This is a genomic window from Rhodococcus sp. NPDC060176, assembly GCF_042728675.1.
Lineage (GTDB): Bacteria > Actinomycetota > Actinomycetes > Mycobacteriales > Mycobacteriaceae > Rhodococcus_F.
Genome location: NZ_JBHWYS010000001.1, coordinates 1,085,752 through 1,109,092 on the forward strand (window position 1 = coordinate 1,085,752; position 23,341 = coordinate 1,109,092).

Sequence of the window (23,341 nt, forward strand, 5' to 3'; positions counted from 1 at the left end):
GGATGGAGCTGGTGCCCGAGCGAAGTTCGAGAGGGCGCGGTTGAGTGTTGACTGCTAAATCTTGGCGCATGACGTGACGCGCATCTCTGTCGATCCTCACGAAAATCGGGTCAATTTTCGTCCGCTCCCACGAAAACCGCCAGGATCAGTGAATACCTGTCCGTATCCCGACAGCGACCGACGAAACACGACGATTTCCCCGGTCGCTACGGGCGGTCTACTGGTACAGGCGCAGGGCCGAACCGGTGAAATTACGGCCGAATGCAAGACCCGCATTGTTGAAGTAGAGAGTCGTGATCTTGTCGGCAAAAGGTACCGCTGAGTTTGCTTTGATGATCTCCGATTCGGCGTCTGCCCAAGCGGCACAAGCATCCTCGCCGGTCAGTCCCGAAGCCTTGGCGACGGCGGCGTCGTAGGCAGGGTTGGAGATCGACGAGAAATTGAGTCCCGCAGCGGGCACCGGACCGGAGAGGAAGGGTACGAGCATGCTGGGCAGCGCGACGTTGATCGGCTCCCACGCAACATCCCACGCGGTGTTGTCCTTGCCGCTGAGTGCTACATCGAGGATCTTGTTCGAGTCTCCGCTGGTGAGTTCGACAGTTGCGCCCAGATTGTTCCACGCGTTGAGTGCGACGTCGGCGGCAGCATCGGTCGAGTCACCGAAAGTTTCGTAGACCATCCGAAGTCGGAGCGGTGTGCCGTCCTTGCTGCGCTTACCGTCGGCACCGATTTTCCAGCCCGCTGATTCGAGAGTTGCTGCGGCTGCGCTGGTATCGAAGGCCGGCAGGTTTCCGGCGACCGAGTCGTAGATGCAGGCCCTCGGTTCGATGGACACCATCGTGGTAGACCGGGTTCCGCGGCCGGCGGTGAAGATCTCGGCGAGGTCGTCGAGATTGAGCGCCTGGACAAGGGCTTTGCGCACGGCCGGATCGCTGGTCGGATTACCCGGGCTGTGATTGAAGAACATCTCGCCCGCCGGAGCCGGCTGCTTGACCGTGTTCAGGTTCGCGGCATTCAACCGGTCCTGATCGGCGCCGGAGACGGCGGCGGCATTCAGATCACCGGACAACAGCTGATTCGCAGACGTACTCGTATTGGCCACGATGGACGCGACGACATTCTTGGGCACTCCGGCAGTGTCGGAGGTGGTGTCGTCAGGTCCCCAGTTGTATCCGTCGCGCCGGACGTACGAGTAGTGATCGTTTGCCACGGCCTCCGTCATTTGGAACATGCCCGATCCGATGGTCGTCTTGTTTGCCGCCGTCGGATCCTTCAACCCCGCCTCGCACATGATCGGAATCCGCGCCAGATTGAGGAGCAGGAAGGGAGAGGGCTCCGGAGTTGTAACCGTCACTGTCCGTGTTGCCAGGTCGGCGGTGGCGCTCGCCGTTGCCGGTGCGTACACCCCGCGGAGAGCGGATTTGTTTGCGGCGTTGGTGATGAAGTTGACGTTGTCTGCGACAGTCTGTGCCGTCAGGGCGGATCCGTCCGTACAGGTGACGCCATCGCGAATGGTGAACGACGCGGAAGTAGTTGTCTCTTCCCATTTTTCGGCCAACCACGGCTTGGTGACGCCGGTATCGGGATCTGGGTTGAGCAGATAGTCGTAGCTCAGACGTGCCAGTGAGTGTGCCGGTGAAGCGGCAGTCATCAGCGGATTCAGAGCGCCGGGGTCGGCCACGAGTGCAAATTTGAAGGTGCCGTCGGTGAGGGGCTCACTACCGCCCGAACCCGACGATCCGCCCGACGAGCACGCGGTCAGAGCTAGAACGGTGCCGGTTGCTGCAGCCAGTAGTGCGTAGGACCGTTGTTTCATGGTGCCTCCGGAAGATGAAGTCCCGACCCGAGCGACGCGTGATCTCTCGAGTGGGGAGCAAAAGACGATTGCATGAATCTTCACCCAACGAAAGAAGGAGAGCATCGTCCGAATCTACGAAGGTTCCGTGAGATTTGGTAGATCGCTACGACGTCGCCGGATAGAAGAGACGAATCTGAAGCATCAGGCTGAATCGGGTCTCGGGGTCGTCGAGATCGATGCCGGCGATTCCGGCGAGCTTCTTGAGGCGGTACCGGAACGTGTTGACGTGGATGTGAACCAAGGAGGCAGCCGCCGGAATGTCGCCGAACGTGTCGAGCCAGGCGCGGAGAGTGTCGACGAGGTTGATGTCGTGCGTGCGGTCGTATTCACCTAGCACGGCGAGTGGACCCGACGCGGTCTCGTTCTCGTCCGCCAGGGCGTCGGATAGGCGCAGAAGAAGGGAATTGATCTGCACGTCGTCTGCGCGCGCGACGGTCCGGCCCGAGGAATTCCACGTCGATCTCAGAACGCGAAGCGCTCGGTCGGCTTCGTCGCGTGACTTCTCCAGCGTCATCACGTCGGCCACCGTTGCGCCGATTCCGATGACCACCGACTTCTCCGAACGGGAACGGTCTGCGAACTCCGACGCGATCCGGCGCACGTAGTCGTCGTCGGTCTGGTGCCGCGTGTGGGGGATGACGGCGTAGACGGTACCGCCGATCGCTGCCGCCACCGACAGCGGAAATACCTGGTGGAGATAGGTATTGAGTGTCAGGGCCAGTTGATCGACGTCGGCTTCGGCCTCCAACGACGCGCCGGCGCCGCCACGGAAGCCGGCCGCCAGCACGGTTGCCTTCGAACGACCGTAGCCCAGTCGCTCGGCCGCTTCCTTGGCCGAAGTGCCGCCACTGAGTAGTGTGATCACCTCACCCAGCCTCAGCCGTCGTGCCGAATCCGCGGCCAGTTTGGCGCGAAGCAAACTCATGGCGGCCACGCCCGCAGCCTCGACGAGCGTTTTGACCTGCAATTCGTTCGGCTCCTCGTCCAGGATCACCCAGATCGAACCGAGGATTTGAGATGCCGCATGTATTCGCATGCCGACTCGGGGCCTGATGCCCGGCCCGATTCCCGGTAGAAAGACCGGAAGGGCCGAGCCGTAGATCTTGTTGAAGTACCCCATGGACCTGAGGCGGTCGGAATAGTGCTGCGGCACTTGATGTCCGAGGACACTCTGTTTGCGTGCCTCGTCGCCGAAAGCTTGATCCGCCGAGAACGCGAGGATCCGGCTCGACTGGTTCTCGATGGTGACGGGGCCGTTCATCACCTGAGCGATCGAGTTGGCGAGATCGAACAGGTCGGCATCGGCGGCCGTCGTGCGGTCCCCGTTGTTGCCGGATTCGAGGATCTCGTTGATCAACGACGCGCTTTGCAGCCAGCTCGCATCCTTGACCATTCCGAGGAGTGCGACGTCGGTGTCGGCTACCGCCTTCTCGACGAGTCCGTCGAAGTCCAGGGGTTCCTTGACGATCAGTGCTACCGCGCCCGCCGAGCCGTATTCTCTTACCGCCGTTGCGATATCGGCCGAGCCGGCGAGACCTGCACCGAGCACGACGGCGCCCGCACTGTCCTGCGTAGCTTCGGACCCTTCATGCAGGGTCACGCGGCTGACAGTGCGGGCGCCGTCGACGGTGTCGCCACCGCTGAGGAACGTCATTCCCAGTCTGTCGACGATGTCGACGATCGATACTCCCGTGGGTGTGGTCACCACCACACCTTAGGGGGAGCATGGTCGATCAGTTGGCTGGTTGCCCTGCTCAGTTGGTCGGCTGCTCCGCTACAGCCTTCTCGACGAACCGGCGGGTCTGATCGAATGCCGCGGGTACCTGAACGGAATTCGTCATGTCACTGATCTCGGCCCACCGCTCGGCAACGACCTCGGGCGAGAGTGCGCTTTCGGGGATGTACACGCCCTGCGACTCTTCCATGCGAGCGATCGCGAAGACGCCGGCGCCGGCGCTGAGGATGGTCTTGGTTGGCGCATCGTCGGAGACCATGAACAGTGCGCCGGGTGAAATCGATTCGGGTGCAAGCAGAGCGAGAGTCTTCTCGTCGAGGAGGTCTTCGGTCATACGGGTTGCGGCGGTCGGAGCCAGCGAGTTGACCCGGATGCCCTTGCGTTCACCCTCGATGGACAGAACGTTCATCAGGCCGACGACGCCGGACTTGGCGGCGCCGTAGTTCGCCTGGCCGAAGTTGCCGTAAATTCCCGATGCAGACGTAGTCATGAGGATGCGTCCGTAGTTCTGTTCGACCATGTGCGGCCAGACCGCCTTGGAACAGATGACGGAACCCATCAGATGCACGTCGATGACTTTGCGGAAGTCGTCGAGCTCGGCCTTGATGAACGACTTGTCGCGCAGGATTCCGGCGTTGTTGATGAGGATGTCCACGCGGCCCCACTTGTCCACGGCCGTCGCAACCATGGCCGCAACGGCGTCGGCATCGGTGATGTCGCAGTGGTCCGCGATGGCCTCGCCGCCCAGCTCGACGATTTCTGCCACGACCTTGGCTGCTGCGGTATCGGCGCCGCCACTGCCGTTGACCGAGCCACCCATGTCATTGACGACGACGCGGGCACCGCGTGCCGCGAGGGCCAATGCGTGTGAACGGCCGAGTCCGCCGCCTGCGCCCGTGATGATCGCTACCTTGCCGGAAAAATCCAACGACATTGGAAAACCTCTCTGATCTGGGATACTACTCAGTATTACTATGCGACAACGTGGAAACAGTCAAGGGCTGGCAGGCAGTGTGAATGGGAGTGGAAGTCGAATGAGTAGTGATTTTCCGGACGTGCGATCCGCGATCATCACCAGCGCCGCCGACGCCTTCGCCGAAGACGGTTACGCGGCCACGACTGTAGATTTACTGGCCGATCGGATCGGTGCCACCAAAGGTCTTGTCTACTATCACTTTCGCTCGAAGTTCGACATTTACCTGGCAATCTACGAGCGCGGGATGAGCATGCTCCGCGCCGAGGTCGAGGCTCGGATGGACGTCGCAGACAGCGGCCTCGCGCGTCTCGAAGCGATGTCGCACGCCCACCTGGTCAATCTCATGACACATCTCGGGTATCACCACACGATCCACCAGGGGGTCCGGGGCCAGATGAACTCGGCGCTCAAACCGAGGCAACAGCAAGTCCTGGTGGAACTGAATTCTCTGCGGCTCGACTACGAGAATCTGTTCGTCGACGTGATGACCGAAGGTGTCGCGGATGGTTCCATTCGTGCGGGTTCACCTCGAATGGCGGCAAAAGTACTCCTCAGCAGTCTCAACGGCATCGACCTCTGGTACCGAAGGCGTGAAGGGCAGACGTTGGCGGAGACGGAGTCGTTGGCGGACCAGATCGTCGAACTCTTGGTCGGCGGATTGCGCGCCGCGAGCTGACTGAAAGCTGCATTCACCGTGCGGGTTTCCTTCGGCCGTTTCGGGCGGTCCTGCGGCTTGGCGTTCGGTTTGACGTGCGGTTTGTCGAGCCCTGGCAGTCGGGGTAGCATGTTGGCGTCGTGCGCGGACTTGCGCAGGAATTCAGGGAAGAGGAGGTGTGGCTGTAATGCGTGGCCAACCTCCGAGTACCAACTGAAGCTGTAGCCGCCCGGTTTGATCCGGCATTTTGCTGCAGCTTCATCGTGTGTTCATCGGCTTCAGCTTTGCTGTGAAGCAAGCGTCGTCGTTCACTCTTCCCTTGAAAGCTGTTCAGCATGCGCGAATTTCGTCGTTCACGGTCGGTACTGCCACGTCGTTCTGCGGGTCTCGGTGACTCGCATCCCGGACACTCACGTGCCGCGCGCACCGTCGTCAAGGCCGCCCCGCCCGAGGCAGTAGCGCCCGTCGAATCGACCGTCGTCAACAGTGGCGTGTACCGCGACGGCGAGCGGATTGCGTCACCGTCCACGCTGGCGGAAGCGCTGTCCTGCCTTCCGGATTCGCAGTCGATGGCGTGGATCGGAATGTACCGGCCCGACGACGCTCAGTTGTATGCCGCTGCACAGCATTTCGACCTCCACGAACTGGCGGTCGAGGATGCGATCGTCGCGCACCAGCGCCCCAAGCTCGAGCGCTACGGCAAGACGCTGTTCGTGGTCCTGCGGGCAGCGCGGTACCGCGACGAGACCGAGCGGGTCGAATTCGGCGAGCTGCACATCTTCTGTGGTCCGAACTTCATTCTGACCGTCCGTCACAGTGAATCGCCGGATCTGTCGGCGGTGCGGACTCGCATGGAGAACGACCCCGACCTCTTGCGATTGGGCACCGAGGCTGTTCTCTACGCCATTCTCGACGCGGTCGTCGACGGGTACGCGCCGGTTGTTGCCGGCCTGCAGAACGACATCGACGAGATCGAAACCGAAGTGTTCAGTGGCGATCCCGGAGTATCGCGTCGCATCTACGAATTGACCCGTGAGGTGATCGAATTCCAGCGGGCGACTCGTCCGCTGCTGGGGATGCTGCGTGGGTTGTCGGCAGGATTCGACAAGTACCACACGGACGAAGAACTCCAGCGTTACCTCCGCGACGTCACTGACCATGCGACGACTGTGGTGGAGCGGGCCGACGGCTTTCGTCAGTTGCTCGGAAACATCCTCACGGTGAACGCAACTCTGGTGTCGCAGAACCAGAACGAGGAGATGCGCAATCTGACGCAGGCAAGCTACGCGCAGAACGAGGAGATCAAGAAGGTCTCGGCGTGGGCGGCAATTCTCTTCGCGCCGACGCTCATCGGAACCGTGTACGGGATGAACTTCGACGACATGCCGGAACTGCACTGGCACTTGGGCTATCCGTTTGCGCTCTCGATGATGTTCCTGACGTGTGGAAGTCTCTACACGATCTTCAAGCGTCGGGGCTGGCTGTAGAAAGCACTCGTTGTAGAAAGCGCTGTGCGCCTTGTCAACCGAATTCGGTTGGCAAGGCGCACAGGTGTTTTCGGGAAGGCGCTCGAATCAGAGCGTGGCGACGCAGACCGTGAACTTACGTTCCGGGTGCTCGAATCCCGAGTCTGCCCCCGAACCGCATTCGTCGATCGACGTGGAGTTCTGCAGAATTTCGACGACCTCGACGACATTGGTGCCGCTGGTATCCGAGCATTCGATGCGGGCAGGCTCGTCCATTCCGCTGCCGAGATCCATGCATCCGCCCACTACCCAGTCGACGTCGAGACAGACAGCGCCCTGCTCGTCACCCGCGAGAGTCTCGTAGTAGTACGAGTCGACATCGGAGGCACACAGATCAGAGGTGGGAACCTTGGCGACCACCTTGTAGTTGGAATCCTTGCTACCGCAGTCCGCGTTGTCGATTTCCGCGGCCGTCGTGGTACCGCCGAGCTTGACGCAATCACCGATCGACACGTCGATGTCGACGTCGCCGCCGTCGTCCGAGCCCTCCTGGCCGGTGATCTTCGAGGTGGTCGGGGCCGCTGAGGTAGTTGTCGAATCGGCAACCGAGGACGAAGATTCCGCAATGGCTTTCGGCTCGATGTCGGAACCGCAACCGACGGTGAAGGCGGCGATTGCAGAAGTTGCGATCACCGCAGTGCAAAGTCGCCGGACGATTCCGGACATAGGGACCCCTTTGTTGATTCTTGGATAATTCTGATGGTTCGTAGATTGTTCGGGACCTATTCCAATACATCGGTAGTCGAATTGCCAACCGGACTGTCAGTATGGGTAGGTGGACCTACCCCTGATGCCGCCGCTTGCCCCGATGCTCGCGAAGGCCGCGGCCACCGTGCCGTCTCAGCCCGAGTCCGGTGATCCGACGTGGTCGTACGAGCCGAAATGGGACGGATTTCGAGCAATCATCTTTCGCGACGGTGACGAAGTGGTGCTCGGGTCGCGGGGAGGAAAAGACTTGGCGCGGTATTTTCCCGAAGCAGTTGAAGCTGTCAAAGCTGAATTGCCCGAGAAATGCGTCGTGGACGGCGAACTGGTGGTTCCCCGTGAAATCGACGGTGTGACGCGCCTGAGTTGGGAATCACTGTCCGAACGTATTCATCCCGCCGCGAGCCGCGTTGCATTGTTGTCGGAACAGACGCCCGCACAGTTTGTCGGGTTCGATTTACTAGCGCTCGGGGATCGAGACGTCTCGATCGAGGATTTCGGTGTGCGGCGTGCGCTGCTCCTCGATTCCGTCGGCGGCGGACCGAGTTGCCACGTGACAGCCGCGACGGCGGACAGCGCCGAAGCAATGGCCTGGTTCGAAACCTTCGAAGGCGCGGGCCTCGACGGGGTTGTCGCCAAGAAGCTGGCGGGGCCGTACCTGCCGAACAAGCGCGAGATGATCAAGGTGAAACACGCCAGGACCGCGGATGTCGTACTGCTGGGCTACCGTCCCCACAAGAGTCAGCCAGGTATCGGGTCGATGCTTCTGGGTCTGTTCGACGGTTCGGAATTGAAGATGGTCGGTGGCGCTTCGGCTTTCACCGCGGCGCGGAGAATCGAGTTGCTGGCAGAGCTCGAGCCTCTGCGGCTCGGGGACGACGTTGTGGCCGAAGGCGAGGCCAGTCGGTGGCGATCTGCCGCAGACCGCTCCTGGATTCCGCTTCGTCCGGAGCGGGTGCTGGAAGTGGCATACGACCAGATGGAAGGGGAACGCTTTCGGCACGCTGCACGATTCCTGCGCTGGCGTCCGGACAGGGTGCCCGACGAATGCACATTCGATCAGTTGGAGGTTCCGGTGCGATACGACTTCGCGGATGTACTTGCAGGTGGTAAGTGATGGCGAGTCCGGCAGAGGAATTGGACGTCGACGGGATTGCGGTCCGGTTGTCGAGCCCGGACAAGATCTACTATCCGCGGCTGGGTGAGGACGGCGGAACCAAGCGACATCTCGTCGAGTACTACCGCACGGTGGCGCTGCAGGGCGCAGCGCTGCGAGCACTCCAAGATCGCCCCACACATCTTCAGCGGTTCCCCGACGGCATCGAGGGCGAAGAGGTCTACCAGAAGCGTCTGCCGGCAAAGCGGCCAGAGCACGTCGAATCCTGCGAGGTCACGTTCCCGTCGGGTCGCAAGGCTGATGTCCTTCGAGTGCGCAGTGCCGCGAACATCGTGTGGGCTGCAAATCTCGGGACCGTCACGTTTCATCCGTGGGCCGTGCGGTGCCCGGACACCGATCACCCGGACGAACTCCGCATCGATCTCGATCCGCAACCGGGGACCGGATTCGACGAGGCCGTTGCCATCGCGGATGAAGTTCTTCGCCCACTGCTCGACGAGCTGGGATTGGAGGGATTCCCCAAGACGTCCGGTGGCCGAGGACTTCACGTCTACATCCCGCTCGAAGCGCGCTGGGATTTCGTCGAGGTCCGTCACGCGGGTATCGCCCTCGCTCGTGAGGTCGAGCGTCGCAGTGCCGATCGAGCCACCACGGCGTGGTGGAAGGAAGAGCGCGGGGAGCGAATCTTCATCGACTTCAATCAGAATGCCCGCGACCGGACCATCGCGGCGGCGTACTCCGCCCGTAAGACACCGATCGCGACAGTGTCGACCCCGGTGACGTGGAACGAACTGCGCGACGTGCATCCCGACGACTGCACCATCGCCACGGTTCCCGGCCTGCTCGCAGATCGCGGAGATCCGATGGAAGCGATGCACGACAAGGCATTTGCCCTCGACGTTCTGCTGGAGATGTGGGAGAAGGATCTTGCGGCAGGGTTGGGCGATCTGCCGTACCCGCCGAACTATCCCAAAATGCCCGGTGAACCCAAACGTGTTCAACCGAGCAAGGACCGCGATCGGAAGAACAAAGACGGGTAGCGTCAGAGGCGGACATATCGGGTAATTCGATCAGACGTCGAATGTACGGTCACGTCGAATGCACGTCACGTCGAATGCACTGTGGGGGATGGATATGGATCGCCGGAAAACGCGAGCAGTAGGTATGGCGGCGGGTGGCATGATTCTTGCCGCCTTCGGATTGTCATTCGGTAGTGGAACAGCCTCAGCTGCGACGTTGGATTGTTCGGCGCGCGGCCAAGATCAGACGATCGTCGAGGGGGCGTCCGCGTGCCGAGCGGTGGCGGATCCCTCCAGCTACGCGATTTCACACGTGGAGGGCGACGGCGTCGGCGTCGCGGATTCGCGAGACGGTGGCCGGTCGGCGGGCGTCGGACTCTTCGGCGGAGTTGCGGCGGCAGAGTCGCGCGGTGGTCTACTTGCCGCTGTTGCGTACGGCCCGGGTTCGCTGGCACTCGGCCGCACCGACTCCTCACCTTTTGCCGTGGTGCTCAGCGGGCCCGGCGGCAGAGCGGCGGTGGGTGACGCGGACGTCGGGGCGATCTGCTCGGGCGGCCCCACCCTTGTTTTCAACATCGCCACAGGTCAGGGATGTATCAGTGACGGCACTTCGACGTGGGTCACCCCGTGAGGGCACCCCGGCCCTGAGCCTCGTGCGTGACAGTGGTCACAATGGTGTCAAGCTCCTGTCACCGATCGGGTGACCGGGCAACTTGATCAGTGGGGATCGGAGGACGCGATGACTCCCAATGCACGACGGGGTTCGCTCGCCCGGGTGGAGGTGCCTTCGCGCACCGAGCTGTACGTGGACCGGCGATTCCTTCCTTTGGCAGACCGGTTCTTCGCGATGTATCGCCAACCGCAACAAGGTGGCGGCGCGCTCGTTGTGTACCTGGGCGGCGAGAAAGTGCTCGATATCTGGGCCGGCAATGCCGATCGCGATCGGCGCTGGGACCACGACACGGTGTCGCTGTCGTTCTCGACCGGCAAAGGCGTCGCCAGCACTGTTGTCCATCGGCTCGCCGAACGTGGACTCATCGACTACGACGCTCCGGTTGCTCAGTACTGGCCAGAATTCGCGGCGGCAGGCAAGGACAAGATCACCGTCCGTGAATTGATGTCGCATCGAGCGGGCCTTCACCGAGTGCGTGGGCTCATGCCGCATCCTCTCGACCTCATGGACTACGACGCGGTCGTGGCTGCCTTGGCTGCCGAGAAGCCTGATCCGCGTCGGCTCCGAGGCCCTGGCTATCACGCTGTGACCTATGGCTGGTTGGTGGCCGAACTTGTCGCCCGGGTGTCCGGTCAGTCGTTCATCGACGTAGTGCAGGCCGAAATCGCGAAGCCCCTCGGAGTCGACGAATTCTGGTATCGCGTACCCGAAACCGAGCGTCCACGTATCGCGAAGCTGTTCCCACATATCAATCCTGCGGGCCTGAACTGGGCCTTCGCTTCGACCGTGCTCTCACACGTCGGTCCGACTCGCGGACTTGCGGAGGCCGCGATGCCGGACGGTTTCGACGTCATGGTGCGCAACCCCGCTGTCCACGACGCCGTGATGCCGGGCTGGAACGGAGTGTTCAGCGCACGTGCTCTCGCGAAGATGTACGGCGCCATCGCGAACGGCGGCGTGATCGACGGGAAGCGGTTCCTGAAGGAATCGACCATCGACCAGATGTCGACGATCCAGACTCGCGATCGTGACTACGTCCTTGCGGTGCGGCCCAACTGGACTCTCGGTTACCACCCGCCGATCATCGCCGCGCGTCGGCAGCCGCGTAATGCGATCGGCCACTATGGAGTCGGCGGTTCGGGCGCGTACGCGGACCTGTCCAGCGGACTCTCACTCGGTTTCACCACCAACAGGTTGGGTAGTGCTGTGACAGCTCTCGGTGATCTTCGCCTTGCGAGGCTCGGTGCCGAGGCGCAGGAGTTGGTTCGTCGAATCTGACACGAAGGGAATGCCATGAGCAGCAACGTGTACCGGGTGACCGAGATCGTCGGCTCGTCCACCGAGAGCAGTGACGCGGCAATTCGCACCGCCATCGCCCGGGCGAACGAGACGGTCCGCAACCTCGAATGGTTCGAAGTGGTGGAAACCCGCGGGCACATCGAGAACGGCGCCGTAGCGCACTTCCAGGTCACGTTGAAGGTCGGCTTCCGACTCGACGGCGACGAATCTTGAGCTGTCCTTGATGAGTGTCGATCTCACGGCGGCCGTCGGGTTCATGGCAGGACACGCCAGGACGCTCGATCGGCATCGACTGAATCTGATTCTCGGACAGGGTGACCGGACCGCGGCATTGGCGGCTGTGGACAGCTATCGCAACCCGGACGGTGGGTACGGCTGGGGACTCGAACCTGATCTCCGCTCGGCAACCAGCCAACCTGGCGGAGCGCTGCATGCCTTCGAAGCTTTTGCCGACATCGGAACGCCGACACGCAGAGCCGTCGAACTGTGCGATTGGTTGCAGGCGAATTCGCTGGCCGGCGGCGGTTTGCCGTTCGCCTTCCCGATCGCCGACCCGGCCGGTTGTGCGCCCTTCTGGGTGAGCGCGGATCCGACTGCGCCGTCGCTGCAGATCACCAGCATCGTGTGTGCTGCAGCGGCCAGCGTCGCCGAATTCGACGAGGCTGTCGCCGAACATCCGTGGTTCGTCTCTGCCGTTCGATATTGCCTCGACTCGATCGACGGGGCGGAGTCTCTGCATGCCCTCGAGTTGGCCTTTGCGTTGCAGTTTCTCGACGCGGTTCACCGGAGCAACCCCGAAGCGTCGTCATTGGTGACCGCTCTTGGCTCGCGGATACCAGCTGACGGCTTGGTTCGCGTGGACGGCGGAGCGGAGGGCGAATTCATGCGGCCACTCGATTTCTCACCGCTTCCAGGTGGTCCGACCCGCACGTTGTTCGATGCATCGGTGATCGAGTCCGAACTGTCCGCGCTCGCTGCGCGACAACGTGATGACGGCGGATGGGCGGTGGATTTCGACAGCTACTCGCCCGCCGCTGCACTGGAATGGCGAGGTCACGCCACCGTGCAGGCGGTGTGGCTGCTGAAGCGCAATGGCGTGATCTGAAAACGATTCTCGCGCCAAATTGGAACACGTTATAGTCTGGGAACCAGTTCGAGCTTCGTGTTTCAGGGATAGGGGAATGTCATGGCGTATGTGATCACGCAGCCGTGCTGCAACGACGCCTCGTGTGTTGACGTGTGTCCGGTCAATTGCATTCATCCGACACCGGACGAAGCTCCGTTCGCGACCACCGAAATGCTCTACATCGACCCGGACACCTGCATCGATTGTGGTGCCTGCGTGGACGAATGCCCTGTTGAGGCAATTTTTCCGGACAACGAACTCGACGAGGACGACGCGCCGTATCTGCAGATGAACGCGTCGTACTTCGAGAAGCATCCGATGGGCCCGGATTGGCCCGAGCCGATCACGATGGCCAAGATCGATCCCGAACTGGGAACGCTGAAAGTGGCGATCGTCGGATCCGGCCCGGCCGCCTGCTACGCGGCGATGGAATTGACCGGCAAGCCTCGCGTTGAGGTCGACATGTTCGATCGACTTCCCACTCCCTACGGATTGGTGCGTGCCGGTGTGGCTCCGGATCATCCCGGAACCAAAGGCGTCACCGACCAGTTCCGTGCCGTGGTCGCGAAGAAGACCGTGCGCTGCCACTTCAACGTCGAGGTGGGCGCGCACATCTCGCACTCCGAACTCTTGGACCATCATCATGCGGTGATCTACGCGGTGGGTGCTGCGGGGGACCGCAAGCTCGAGATCCCGGGTGAGGATCTGCCGGGAAGTCACGCAGCCACGGAGTTCGTCGCCTGGTACAACGGCCACCCTGGATATGCCGACCGAACTTTCGACCTCTCCGGAGAGCGAGCGGTGATTGTCGGAAACGGCAACGTCGCACTCGACGTCGCGCGAATCCTGGTGACCGACCCCGACAAGCTTGCGAAAACGGACCTCGCCGAGCATGCATTGGAAGCGCTGCGCAACAGCAAGATTCGTGAGGTCGTCATTCTCGGACGTCGCGGCCCGGCGCAGGCCGCGTACACCAACCCCGAACTGTTGGCACTCGGACAGATGGCGGACGTGGACGTGTTGGTCGACCCGATCGAAGCCGAACTCGACGAGGCCAGTCAGGCATTCGTGGACAGTGATGCTGCCGAGCCGTCCGTGCTGTTCAAGGTCAAGCAGGCGCAAGAATTTGCTTCACGTACTGCCGATCCGTCTCGCAAGAGGATTGTTCTGCGGTTCCTCACCTCTCCCGTCGAGATCCTCGGTGACGACGCGGTCTCTCAGGTGCGCATCGTGAGAAACGAGTTGGTTGCAACGCCGACCGGTCAACTCTCCGCCCGACCCACCGAAACCGAGGAGACGATCGACACTTCGCTGGTGCTTCGATCCGTGGGATACCGCGGTACGCCGATGGCCGACTTGCCTTTCGACGACGCTCGCGGCGTGATCCCCAACGAGAACGGCCGAGTGATCGACACCGAGACCGGCACACCGATCCCGGGTGTCTACGTCGCGGGTTGGATCAAGCGTGGACCGACGGGCGTGATCGGCACCAATAAATACTGCTCCGCGGAGACCGTTTCGATGATCTTCGACGACTTCGCAGGTGGACGCCTTGCCGCTCCCACCGAGGATGCCGACAAGTTGCAGGTTCTGCTGGCAGACAGGTCGCCGGATCAGGTGGACTATCAGGGTTGGCAGCGTATCGACAAGGCAGAACGCGCATCCGGTGCCGCGGCCGGACGCCCGCGAACCAAACTCATCTCCATCGAATCCATGTTGGCCGCTGCCCGCAGCGAGGGATAGCAACGGTTGGGCGAACATCCGAATTGCTCGATTGCCGCATTTGTGTGTTAATGACTATGGAAATGTGCGGTTTGCTCTCTTCGGCGTGCTCGGGTGTGTAGGTGTGCGCCCGGCCGGTGCGTCCGAATGGTGCATCGGCATCGGTACCAGGCGGGTATCGATGCCGGCCGCGCACGATCCACGTGAGTACGTGGTCAGTCGAGCGAAGGTAGTGACATGGGCAGCAAACAGGGTCGTCGGACGTCGCGGGTTGCCGTGGCAATCGTCGGAGCGGTGGCTGCCGGCCTCGCTCTCGCCGGACCTTCCGCGGCTGTTCCTCTCTTTCCCGGTGGACCCGACATTCCGTTGCCCGTGATCCCCGGCGTTCCGTACCTCGACCCGGCAATTCCGGTTCCGGGCATCCCGGGTACGCCGATTCAGGCGCCCATCGGTGCACCCAACTTCTCCGCGCCGTCGCTCAACCCGTCCGCGGGCGAGACCGTCGGCATCGCGCAGCCGATCATCATTCGTTTCAACGAGGCCGTCGATGACCGTGCCACGGCAGAACGCGCTATTCGTGTGACCACCAATCCGCCGGTCGAGGGCAACTTCTACTGGATCAACAACAGTCAGGTCCGTTGGAAGCCGGCACAGTTCTGGCCGGCGAACATCTCCGTGACCGTCGACGCCGGTGATTCGCACTCCACGTTCAACATCGGTGACGCACTCGTCACCGTCGCGGACGACAACACCAAGCAGGTCACCGTCACCCGCAACGGCGAGGTGGTGCGCACCATGCCGACGTCGTTCGGCAAGCCGGGACACGAAACACCGAACGGCACGTACATCGTCGGCGAGCAGCTGCGTGACATGTACATGGATTCGTCCACGTACGGCGTTCCGATCGATTCTCCGGAGGGCTACCGCACCTACGTCGAGTACGCGACACGAATCTCCTACAGCGGCATCTTCGTCCATGCTGCTCCGTGGTCGGTTGCGCAACAAGGTTTCACCAACGTCAGCCACGGCTGCCTCAATGTCAGCACCGAGAACGCCAAGTGGTTCTTCGAAAACGCAGGCAAGGGCGACCCGGTGATCGTGCAGAACACCGCAGGTGGAGTCCTCAGCGGCGCCGACGGATTGGGTGACTGGAACCGCTAGACCTCGTCGACGAAGGCCCTGCGCGAGAAGTATTCGCGCAGGGCCTTTTTCGTGTCGCGTTCAGCTCGAGTGTCTTGTACGTTCACCATTCATTCTTTGCGGGCGGTCAGACTGCCTCAGTGAGATCGAGTCCGGAAAGAACGCTGCCCACTTCAGGCAAGCCAGGTCTGTGGGGCAGACCATGGCGTGACTACGCGCTCTTTGCGCTCTTGGTAGGTCCCAATCTCGCGTTGCTGATCTTGTTCACCTATCGTCCGTTGGTCGACAACATCCGACTTTCGTTCTTCGACTGGAACATTGCGGACCCGAAGGCGACGTTCATCGGTCTGAGTAACTACCGCGAGTGGTTCGGACGAAGCGACACCTGGCAGATCGTCACCAACACAGTGGTATTCACGTTGGTCACCGTCGTGGGTTCGATGGTCATCGGCTTGGCGTTGGCCATGCTGCTCGATCGCAAGCTCGTCGGGCGAAACCTGGTCCGATCGGCCATCTTCGCTCCCTTTGTGATCTCCGGTGCCGCGATCGGTGTGGCGTTTCAGTTCGTCTTCGACCCCAACTTCGGATTGATCCAGGATCTCCTGCACCGTGTCGGACTCCAATCTCCCGACTTCTATCAGGATCCCCACTGGGCACTGTTCATGGTGACGGTGACGTACATGTGGAAGAACCTCGGGTACACGTTTGTCATTTATCTCGCTGCGCTGCAGGGAGTTCGGCAAGAGTTGAACGAAGCCGCCGAAATCGACGGCGCCAAGCCGTGGACAAAGTTCCGCCGCGTGCTCCTGCCTCAGTTGCGCCCGACGACGTTCTTTCTCTCCATCACCGTCATGCTCAACTCGCTCCAGGTCTTCGACATCATCAACGTCATGACCCGAGGTGGCCCGCTGGGGACGGGGACGACGACGATGGTCTACCAGGTTTACAACGAGACGTTCCGAAACTTCCGGGCGGGCTACGGCGCGACGGTTGCCACCATCATGTTCTTGATCCTGCTGATCATCACCGTCTACCAGGTTCGTGCCATGGATCGGGGAGAAGAGAAATGACAGCGGTAGAGGAAAAGAAAAGCGCTGCTCCGACTTCCGTCGTCCGGCCGGGCCCGGACCGCAGGAACGTGGATCGGCGTGAGGTCGGCGTCAAGATCCTCGGCTACGCGGCAATGGTGATCGCCTTGGTCATCATCGTCCTGCCGCTGTACTGGATCGTGATGACCTCGTTCAAGGAGCGACCGGAGATCTACACCCAGCCGGCAACGTGGTGGCCGTCGTCGTTGCATCCCGAAAACTATTCCGAAGCAACAACATCGGTTCCGTTTTGGATGTTTCTGCGAAACTCGATAGTGATCACGACGATTCTGTCCGCGGCGAAGTTCGTTCTGGGGACTCTCAGTGCCTACGGATTGGTGTTCCTGCGCTTCCCGGGGAAAAACTTCGTCTTTCTCGGCATCATCGCAGCGTTGATGGTTCCGAACCAGATCACCGTGATCTCGAACTACGCGCTCGTGGCAGAGTGGGGATGGCGTAACACGTTCCAGGGCATCATAGTTCCGCTCGCGGGTGTAGCCTTCGGTACGTTCCTCATGCGCAACCATTTCCTCTCGATCCCTTCGGAGATCATCGAGGCGGCGCGGATGGACGGCGCCGGCCACTGGCGACTGCTCTGGCGCGTGGTGCTTCCCGTGTCGGGGCCGACGATGGTGGCGTTCGGCATCATCACGGTGGTGAACGAATGGAACGAGTACCTGTGGCCGTTCCTCATGTCCGACGATTCCTCGGTAGCGCCGCTGCCGATCGGATTGACCCAACTGCAGAACAACGACGGACTCACCAACTGGGGTCCGGTCATGGCAGGAACGGTGCTGACGATGCTACCGATCCTGGTGATTTTCCTTCTGCTGCAACGACACATGATCAAGGGCCTCACCTCCGGTGCGGTCAAGGGCTGACAGCTTTCCCGTCACATTTCTTTTTCGAGGAGCAGTAATGGCAAACATGAACAGGCGTGGTTTCTTGAGCCTCGGCGGAGCAATCGCCGCCGGCGCCGCACTGACCGCGTGCGCGGGTTCCGGCGGGTCGAGCGCTGATGCTGCGGGAACATCCGGTGCAGCGGGTGATTCCAACACCATCACCTTCTGGTCGAACCACCCGGGCAAGTCCACCGACGTGGAGAAGGAACTGATCAACCGCTTCCAGACCAAGTACCCGGACCTGAAGGTCAACTTGGTGGACGGTGGCAAGAACTACGAAGAGGTGGCACAGAAGTTCAACGCTGCACTCTCCGGCGGAGATGTTCCCGATGTGGTTGTGCTGTCGGATGTCTGGTGGTTCAACTATGCACTGACCGGGGCAATCGAGCCGCTCGACGGACTCTTCTCCGAGGTGGGCGTCGACTCGGCCGACTACGTCGATTCGCTGCTCGCCGACTACCTCTTCCAGGGTAAGCACTATGCGCTTCCCTACGCTCGATCGACGCCGTTGTTCTACTACAACAAGGCGGTCTGGTCGCAGGCCGGCCTTCCCGACCGTGGGCCCGCGACGTGGCAGGAGTTCGACGAGTGGGGACCTGAGCTGCAGAAGGTCGTGGGCAACGGCAAGTTGGCACACGGGTGGGGCAACGCGAAGGATTACCTCGGCTGGACCTACGAAGGCCCCATCTGGACGTTCGGCGGCTCGTACTCCGACCAGTGGAATCTGCAACTCGACAACGAGAAGACCATTGCCGCAGGGCAGTTCCTCTCCAGCATGATTCACGACAAGAAGTACGCCGCGGTCTCCACCGACATCGCAAACGAATTCGGTACCGGCATTCTGGCGTCGACCATCGCGTCGACGGGCGATCTGTCCGGCATCAAGAAGACTGCGAACTTCGACTTCGGTACCGCTTTCCTCCCCGCGGCGGACGGAACTCCCGGTTGCCCCACCGGCGGCGCCGGGCTTGCGATCCCGTCCAAGATCTCCGATCAGCGTAAGAAGAACGCGCTCAAGTTCATCGACTTCATCACCAATGGTGAGAACACGGCGTACTTCTCGCAGAACGTCGGCTACATGCCGGTCCGCAAGTCGGCAACGTCGGAGCCGAGCATGAAGGCGTTCCTCGACGCGAACCCCAACTCCCGAACCGCAGTGGATCAGCTTGCGCGCACGCGCTCGCAGGACTACGCACGCGTGTTCGTGCCGGGTGGAGATCAGATCATCGGTACCGGACTCGAGCAGATCGCTCTCCAGAAGGCCGACGTCGCATCGACATTCGCCGGCGTCGCGACCCAGTTGCAGCAGATCATCGACCGGCAGATCACCCCCAAGCTGCCGAAGTAGTAGGAGAGAACACTCATGGCCAACGTGCAATTCGCGGGAGTAACGCACCGCTACGAAGGAACCGATCGACCGGCAGTCGACCGTCTCGACCTCGACATCGCCGACGGTGAGTTCCTGGTACTCGTAGGACCTTCCGGTTGCGGTAAGTCCACCAGCCTGCGAATGCTCGCCGGTCTCGAATCCGCGTCGGACGGCCGGATCGAGATCGGCGGCACGGACGTCACGCACCTTGCTCCGCGAGCACGTGACGTCGCCATGGTGTTTCAGAGTTACGCGCTGTACCCGAACATGACCGTCGAGCAGAACATGGGTTTTGCGCTCCAGAACGCGGGAGTAGGAAAGGCCGAGCGACGGGAACGGGTACTCGAGGCAGCACGGATGCTCGAACTCGAACCGCTCCTCGGACGTAAACCGGCAAAGCTGTCCGGTGGACAACGTCAGCGAGTTGCCATGGGTAGGGCCATCGTTCGCCATCCCAAGGTGTTCTGCATGGATGAGCCGCTCAGCAATCTGGATGCCAAACTACGCGTCAGCACACGGTCGCAGATCGCCGCCTTACAGCGTCGACTCGGCACCACGACGGTTTACGTCACCCACGATCAGGTGGAAGCGATGACGATGGGAGACCGGGTGGCGGTCATGTTGGACGGTCGCTTGCAGCAGGTGGCGAAGCCGCGCGAACTTTACGACAATCCCGTCAACACTTTTGTGGCCGCCTTCATCGGGTCGCCGGGCATGAACTTGATCGAAGCGCCGGTCGAGGGCACCGTCGCAGTGGTCGGTGATCTACGGATACCGCTGCCCACCGGGGCGTCCGAGCGGGAACGGGTCGTCGTGGGAGTTCGCCCGGAGTCGTGGGATCTGGTGGGAGCGTGGCGAAGGGGCTCGCTGGCCGTGGATGCCGACCTGCTCGAAGAGTTGGGCGCCGAATCGTTCGTGTACGCGAAGGGGTCGCCGGATTGCCAGTGGCAGAGTCGATCCGGACGGATTGTCATCCGCGTCGACCGGAAGATGTCCGTGACGCCAGGAGAGTCGCTCCACCTGCTGCCCAAAGCGGGTGAGGTGTACTTCTTCTCCGCGGAGACCGGGGTCCGTCTGTAGCGATACTGTGTGCGGCATGACCGTCGCACGTTCGCTGCTGTTGTTCGTTCTCGCCGCGCTGCTCGAAATTGGGGGCGCGTGGTTGGTGTGGCAGGGAATTCGCGAGCACAAGGGTTGGATCTGGGTAGGGCTGGGCGTCATCTCGCTCGGCCTCTACGGCCTGGTCGCGACCATGCAACCGGATGCCAACTTCGGCCGTATCCTCGCCGCGTACGGCGGCATCTTCGTTGCGGGGTCGCTGCTCTGGGCAGTTATGATGGACGGATTTCGCCCGGATCGCTTCGACATCGCCGGTGCGCTGATCTGTCTCGTCGGTGTCGGGGTGATCATGTACGCCCGGTAGGGCCTTCGGCCCCGTGCGCGCTCAGGGAGTCCAGGGGGTCCTTAAGCGCGCACAGGGGCTTGCCCCACTTACCAGATCTTCACACGCTTCTCCGGCTCCAAATACAGTGCGTCACCGGGCTTGACGTCGAACTCCTCGTGGAACGTGTCGAGGTTGCGGACGACGCCGTTGCACCGGAACTCCGGCGGCGAGTGCGGGTCGACGGCCAGGCGGCGAAGCGCTTCGGCCTCCCGGGCCTTCGTGCGCCACACCTGCGCCCACCCGAAGAACACGCGCTGCAAGCCGGTGAGTCCGTCGATGACCGGCGGTTCGGTGCCTTCGGTTGCGATCTTGTACGCCGCGATCGCGATCGACAGTCCGCCGAGGTCGCCGATGTTCTCGCCGATCGTGAACTCGCCGTTGACGTGGTGGCCTGGCAGTTCCTTCGGCTCGAATTCGTTGTACTGCTCGATGAGAGCCTTTGTGCGCTTGCCGAATTCGCTGCGATCCTCATCGGTCCACCAGTCGACCATGTTGCCGTCGCCGTCGTACTTCGCGCCCTGATCGTCGAAGCCGTGACCGATCTCGTGTCCGATGACTGCGCCGATGCCGCCGTAGTTGGCAGCGTCGTCGGCTGCCGCGTCGAAGAACGGCGGCTGGAGAATGGCTGCGGGGAACACGATTTCGTTCATGCCTGGGTTGTAGTAGGCGTTGACGGTCTGCGGTGTCATGAACCACTCGTCACGGTCGACGGGGCCGCCCAGCTTGGCCAGGTCACGGTCGTACTCGGCGGCGTATCCACGACGGTAGTTGCCCACCAGGTCGGTAGCCGAGATCTCGAGACCGGCGTAGTCCCGCCACTTGTCGGGGTAACCGATCTTCGGAGTGAACTTCTCGAGCTTGGCCAATGCGGCCTCACGCGTCTGCGGGCTCATCCACTCGAGATCGGAGATGTTGCGGCGGTACGCCTCCTGCAGGTTTGCGACCAGTTCCAGCATCCGGGTCTTGGCCTCGGCGGGGAAGTGCCGATCGACGTAGAGCTTGCCGACGGCCTCTCCGAGCAGATCCTGAACCAGGCTGACCCCGCGCTTCCAGCGCTCACGGTTTTCTTCGGTCCCGGACAGCGTGGTGCCGTAGAACGCAAAGGTTTCGTCGACCAGGGCCGAATGCAGGTAAGGGGAGCGGGCATGAAGCACCTTCCACGCCGCCCACGCCTTCCAGTCGTCGAGTGACTCCGACGCCCACAGAGCGGTGAAGGTGTGCAGGAAGTCCGGCTGACGGACGACGATCTCGGCGAACTTCTCCGAATCGGCGCCGAGACCCGACAGCCACGCGGCCCAGTCCAACCCGGGGTTCTGCTCGGTCAGTTCCTCGAAGCCCACGAGGTTGTAGCTCAGATCTGCGTCACGACGCTTGACGACGTCCCAGTGCCCGGCCGCGATCTTCTTCTCGAGTTCGAACACACGCTGTGCGTCGTACCCGACGCCGGCGAGGGTGAACATCTTGTCGATGTGCGCGACGTACTTCTCGCGGATTTCCGCGTAATTGTCCTCGCGGTAGTACGACTCGTCGGGCAGGCTGATGCCCGACTGGCTGAAGTGAATCAGGTATCGCTCGGAGTTCTTGGCGTCGGTGTCGACGTAGTGAGAGATGGCGCCACCGACGCCGACGCGCTGGTGGCGTCCGATCACGGTGGCGAGCGACGACCGGTCCGGCGCATCGGCGACGGCGTCCAGCTCGTCGTCGATGGGGCCGAGGCCTGCAGCTTCCACAGCGTCGGCGTCCATGAAGCTCGAGTACAGGTCACCGATGCGCTGAGCATCGGTACCGGCGGCGGAGTTGGACTCCGCGGCTTCGGTGATGATGGTCTGTACGTCTTCTTCGGCCTTGTCGTAGAGCGTGCGGAACGCCCCGTCGACGGCGCGGTCTGCCGGAATCTCGTATTCGGCGAGCCATTTTCCGTTGACGTGGACGAACAGATCGTCCTGCGCCCGTGTGTCGCCGTCGAGGTGGGTGAGGTCGATGCCTGAGCGATGAGCCGTGGTCATTTCTCCATCCTTACACGATCATGACGAACTGCTCGGTGTGTGCATGATCGCTCCAAGCCCCAGTTCAACTATTGCGCTGGGCAACGTCGGTGTGGCATGGCACGATCGATTACGTGACCAGCAGACCTGCCGCAGATCCGCACCTGCAGGACCTCGCGCGACTACGACGCGTTCGTGACCGTATCGACCGCGAGTACGCACGGCCCCTGGACGTGGAGGCGCTCGCGCGGGGAGTGAACATGTCGGCGGGGCATCTCAGTCGTCAATTCCGCCAGGCGTACGGCGAACCTCCGTACGCCTACCTGATGACCAGGCGAATCGAGCGAGCGATGGCGTTGCTGCGACGCGGAGACCTCAGTGTCACGGACGTCTGCTTCGAGGTCGGTTGCAGCTCTCTCGGCACTTTCAGCAGTAAGTTCACCGAATTGGTGGGGGTTCCGCCCAGTGTCTATCGGCGCGAGGCCGAGCAGTCGACGGCCGGAATGCCGTCCTGTGTGTCGAAACAAGTCACCAGACCGATCAGGAATCGAGAAGCGCAGACCCCACAACCGCAATTAACGTGATCGCCATGGACATCACCATTCACTCGAGTTTCCTTCCGCAGGACGACCCCGATGCTGCCCTGAACTTCTATCGCGACACGCTCGGCTTCGAGGTTCGCAACGACGTCGGCTACGACGGGATGCGTTGGATCACCGTGGGGCCGCCCGGCCAGCCCGGCACCTCCATCGTGTTGCATCCGCCGGCCGTCGATCCCGGCATCACCGACGAGGAGCGCCGCACCATCATCGAGATGATGGCCAAGGGCACCTACGGCGGACTTCTCCTGGCCACGAAAGATCTGGACGACACGTTCGAGCGGCTTCAGGCCGGCGACATCGACGTCGTCCAGGAACCGACGGAGCAGCCCTACGGTGTTCGAGATTGCGCCGTCCGCGACCCAGCGGGAAACCTGATCCGTATTCAAGAACTGCGCTGAGA

Annotated in this window: 22 protein-coding genes; 17 read left to right on the plus strand and 5 right to left on the minus strand. The window is 62.0% G+C overall.

The window, feature by feature from the left end:
• Positions 1–217: 217 nt before the first annotated feature.
• From ACFWEM_RS05210 to ACFWEM_RS05220, 3 genes are all read right to left on the minus strand, one after another.
• Complete coding sequence (locus ACFWEM_RS05210) at positions 218–1,816, minus strand: ABC transporter substrate-binding protein (protein ID WP_378531726.1); 1,599 nt, start codon at positions 1,814–1,816, stop codon at positions 218–220.
• 145 nt (positions 1,817–1,961) lie between these two features.
• The gene (locus tag ACFWEM_RS05215) at positions 1,962–3,563 is read right to left on the minus strand and encodes a PucR family transcriptional regulator (protein ID WP_378531728.1); all 1,602 of its coding nucleotides are present in this window, start codon (positions 3,561–3,563) and stop codon (positions 1,962–1,964) included.
• A 49-nt stretch (positions 3,564–3,612) separates the two neighbouring features.
• A complete protein-coding gene (locus tag ACFWEM_RS05220; RefSeq protein ID WP_378531730.1) occupies positions 3,613–4,527 on the minus strand; it encodes an SDR family NAD(P)-dependent oxidoreductase in 915 nt (304 codons plus the stop codon).
• A 100-nt stretch (positions 4,528–4,627) separates the two neighbouring features.
• Between ACFWEM_RS05220 and ACFWEM_RS05225 the strand changes: the two genes are divergently transcribed.
• The gene (locus ACFWEM_RS05225) at positions 4,628–5,245 is read left to right on the plus strand and encodes a TetR/AcrR family transcriptional regulator (RefSeq protein ID WP_378531732.1); all 618 of its coding nucleotides are present in this window, start codon (positions 4,628–4,630) and stop codon (positions 5,243–5,245) included.
• Between the two features lie 314 nt (positions 5,246–5,559).
• Entirely contained in the window at positions 5,560–6,711 is a 1,152-nt protein-coding gene (locus ACFWEM_RS05230) for a magnesium and cobalt transport protein CorA (RefSeq protein WP_007731382.1), read from the plus strand.
• 87 nt (positions 6,712–6,798) lie between these two features.
• Here ACFWEM_RS05230 and ACFWEM_RS05235 read toward each other — a convergent pair whose 3' ends face one another.
• Entirely contained in the window at positions 6,799–7,416 is a 618-nt protein-coding gene (locus ACFWEM_RS05235; RefSeq protein ID WP_007731384.1) for a hypothetical protein, read from the minus strand.
• A gap of 109 nt (positions 7,417–7,525) precedes the next feature.
• Here ACFWEM_RS05235 and ACFWEM_RS05240 point away from each other — a divergent pair, with 109 nt between their 5' ends.
• From ACFWEM_RS05240 to ACFWEM_RS05300, 13 genes are all read left to right on the plus strand, one after another.
• Positions 7,526–8,572 (plus strand): ATP-dependent DNA ligase, encoded by a 1,047-nt coding sequence (locus ACFWEM_RS05240; RefSeq protein WP_378531735.1) that lies wholly within the window; start codon positions 7,526–7,528, stop codon positions 8,570–8,572.
• Entirely contained in the window at positions 8,572–9,612 is a 1,041-nt protein-coding gene (gene ligD, locus ACFWEM_RS05245; protein WP_378531737.1) for a non-homologous end-joining DNA ligase, read from the plus strand. Before ACFWEM_RS05240 ends, ligD begins: the two co-directional genes overlap by 1 nt.
• 58 nt (positions 9,613–9,670) lie before the next feature.
• Positions 9,671–10,222: a DUF6764 family protein gene (locus ACFWEM_RS05250; RefSeq protein WP_378531739.1), complete on the plus strand. Its 552-nt coding sequence runs from the start codon at positions 9,671–9,673 to the stop codon at positions 10,220–10,222.
• A gap of 108 nt (positions 10,223–10,330) precedes the next feature.
• Entirely contained in the window at positions 10,331–11,542 is a 1,212-nt protein-coding gene (locus ACFWEM_RS05255; RefSeq protein WP_378446696.1) for a serine hydrolase domain-containing protein, read from the plus strand.
• 15 nt (positions 11,543–11,557) lie between these two features.
• A complete protein-coding gene (locus ACFWEM_RS05260) occupies positions 11,558–11,776 on the plus strand; it encodes a dodecin (protein ID WP_003939815.1) in 219 nt (72 codons plus the stop codon).
• Positions 11,777–11,786: 10 nt separating this feature from the next.
• Complete coding sequence (locus tag ACFWEM_RS05265) at positions 11,787–12,668, plus strand: hypothetical protein (protein ID WP_378531741.1); 882 nt, start codon at positions 11,787–11,789, stop codon at positions 12,666–12,668.
• 81 nt (positions 12,669–12,749) lie between these two features.
• Positions 12,750–14,432, plus strand: coding sequence for an FAD-dependent oxidoreductase (locus ACFWEM_RS05270; protein WP_378531743.1), 1,683 nt, complete (start codon positions 12,750–12,752; stop codon positions 14,430–14,432).
• Between the two features lie 216 nt (positions 14,433–14,648).
• Positions 14,649–15,572 (plus strand): Ig-like domain-containing protein, encoded by a 924-nt coding sequence (locus tag ACFWEM_RS05275; RefSeq protein WP_378446693.1) that lies wholly within the window; start codon positions 14,649–14,651, stop codon positions 15,570–15,572.
• Between the two features lie 74 nt (positions 15,573–15,646).
• On the plus strand, positions 15,647–16,621 hold the full coding sequence (locus ACFWEM_RS05280; RefSeq protein WP_378446692.1) for a carbohydrate ABC transporter permease: 975 nt from the start codon (positions 15,647–15,649) through the stop codon (positions 16,619–16,621).
• Positions 16,618–17,520 carry a carbohydrate ABC transporter permease gene (locus ACFWEM_RS05285; RefSeq protein ID WP_378531745.1) on the plus strand — a complete coding sequence of 301 codons (903 nt, stop codon included), beginning with the start codon at positions 16,618–16,620 and terminating at the stop codon, positions 17,518–17,520. The genes ACFWEM_RS05280 and ACFWEM_RS05285 overlap by 4 nt, the downstream gene beginning before the upstream one ends.
• 37 nt (positions 17,521–17,557) lie before the next feature.
• Positions 17,558–18,889, plus strand: coding sequence for an ABC transporter substrate-binding protein (locus ACFWEM_RS05290; protein WP_378531747.1), 1,332 nt, complete (start codon positions 17,558–17,560; stop codon positions 18,887–18,889).
• 15 nt (positions 18,890–18,904) lie between these two features.
• Positions 18,905–19,990, plus strand: a complete 1,086-nt coding sequence (locus ACFWEM_RS05295; protein ID WP_378531749.1) for an ABC transporter ATP-binding protein — start codon at positions 18,905–18,907, stop codon at positions 19,988–19,990.
• A gap of 16 nt (positions 19,991–20,006) precedes the next feature.
• On the plus strand, positions 20,007–20,333 hold the full coding sequence (locus tag ACFWEM_RS05300) for a YnfA family protein (protein ID WP_151098199.1): 327 nt from the start codon (positions 20,007–20,009) through the stop codon (positions 20,331–20,333).
• 68 nt (positions 20,334–20,401) lie between these two features.
• On the opposite strand, the gene ACFWEM_RS05305 is transcribed toward ACFWEM_RS05300, so the two are convergent.
• Positions 20,402–22,360 carry a M13 family metallopeptidase gene (locus ACFWEM_RS05305; protein WP_058037706.1) on the minus strand — a complete coding sequence of 653 codons (1,959 nt, stop codon included), beginning with the start codon at positions 22,358–22,360 and terminating at the stop codon, positions 20,402–20,404.
• 113 nt (positions 22,361–22,473) lie between these two features.
• Here ACFWEM_RS05305 and ACFWEM_RS05310 point away from each other — a divergent pair, with 113 nt between their 5' ends.
• Positions 22,474–22,923, plus strand: coding sequence for a helix-turn-helix transcriptional regulator (locus ACFWEM_RS05310; RefSeq protein WP_095968571.1), 450 nt, complete (start codon positions 22,474–22,476; stop codon positions 22,921–22,923).
• A 5-nt stretch (positions 22,924–22,928) separates the two neighbouring features.
• A complete protein-coding gene (locus tag ACFWEM_RS05315; RefSeq protein ID WP_209909792.1) occupies positions 22,929–23,339 on the plus strand; it encodes a VOC family protein in 411 nt (136 codons plus the stop codon).
• The last annotated feature ends 2 nt before the right edge of the window (positions 23,340–23,341 follow it).

Bases quoted from the DNA above. Each gene is read 5' to 3' on its own strand.
- ACFWEM_RS05220 (WP_378531730.1), bottom strand. From the start codon at position 4,527: ATGTCGTTGGATTTTTCCGGCAAGGTAGCGATCATCACGGGCGCAGGC.
- ACFWEM_RS05255 (WP_378446696.1), top strand. From the start codon at position 10,331: ATGACTCCCAATGCACGACGGGGTTCGCTCGCCCGGGTGGAGGTGCCT.
- ACFWEM_RS05315 (WP_209909792.1), top strand. From the start codon at position 22,929: ATGGACATCACCATTCACTCGAGTTTCCTTCCGCAGGACGACCCCGAT.
- ACFWEM_RS05275 (WP_378446693.1), top strand. From the start codon at position 14,649: ATGGGCAGCAAACAGGGTCGTCGGACGTCGCGGGTTGCCGTGGCAATC.
- ACFWEM_RS05250 (WP_378531739.1), top strand. From the start codon at position 9,671: ATGCACGTCACGTCGAATGCACTGTGGGGGATGGATATGGATCGCCGG.
- ACFWEM_RS05285 (WP_378531745.1), top strand. From the start codon at position 16,618: ATGACAGCGGTAGAGGAAAAGAAAAGCGCTGCTCCGACTTCCGTCGTC.
- ACFWEM_RS05300 (WP_151098199.1), top strand. From the start codon at position 20,007: ATGACCGTCGCACGTTCGCTGCTGTTGTTCGTTCTCGCCGCGCTGCTC.
- ACFWEM_RS05260 (WP_003939815.1), top strand. From the start codon at position 11,558: ATGAGCAGCAACGTGTACCGGGTGACCGAGATCGTCGGCTCGTCCACC.
- ligD (WP_378531737.1), top strand. From the start codon at position 8,572: ATGGCGAGTCCGGCAGAGGAATTGGACGTCGACGGGATTGCGGTCCGG.
- ACFWEM_RS05225 (WP_378531732.1), top strand. From the start codon at position 4,628: ATGAGTAGTGATTTTCCGGACGTGCGATCCGCGATCATCACCAGCGCC.
- ACFWEM_RS05235 (WP_007731384.1), bottom strand. From the start codon at position 7,416: ATGTCCGGAATCGTCCGGCGACTTTGCACTGCGGTGATCGCAACTTCT.
- ACFWEM_RS05295 (WP_378531749.1), top strand. From the start codon at position 18,905: ATGGCCAACGTGCAATTCGCGGGAGTAACGCACCGCTACGAAGGAACC.
- ACFWEM_RS05210 (WP_378531726.1), bottom strand. From the start codon at position 1,816: ATGAAACAACGGTCCTACGCACTACTGGCTGCAGCAACCGGCACCGTT.
- ACFWEM_RS05265 (WP_378531741.1), top strand. From the start codon at position 11,787: ATGAGTGTCGATCTCACGGCGGCCGTCGGGTTCATGGCAGGACACGCC.
- ACFWEM_RS05305 (WP_058037706.1), bottom strand. From the start codon at position 22,360: ATGACCACGGCTCATCGCTCAGGCATCGACCTCACCCACCTCGACGGC.
- ACFWEM_RS05230 (WP_007731382.1), top strand. From the start codon at position 5,560: ATGCGCGAATTTCGTCGTTCACGGTCGGTACTGCCACGTCGTTCTGCG.
- ACFWEM_RS05290 (WP_378531747.1), top strand. From the start codon at position 17,558: ATGGCAAACATGAACAGGCGTGGTTTCTTGAGCCTCGGCGGAGCAATC.
- ACFWEM_RS05270 (WP_378531743.1), top strand. From the start codon at position 12,750: ATGGCGTATGTGATCACGCAGCCGTGCTGCAACGACGCCTCGTGTGTT.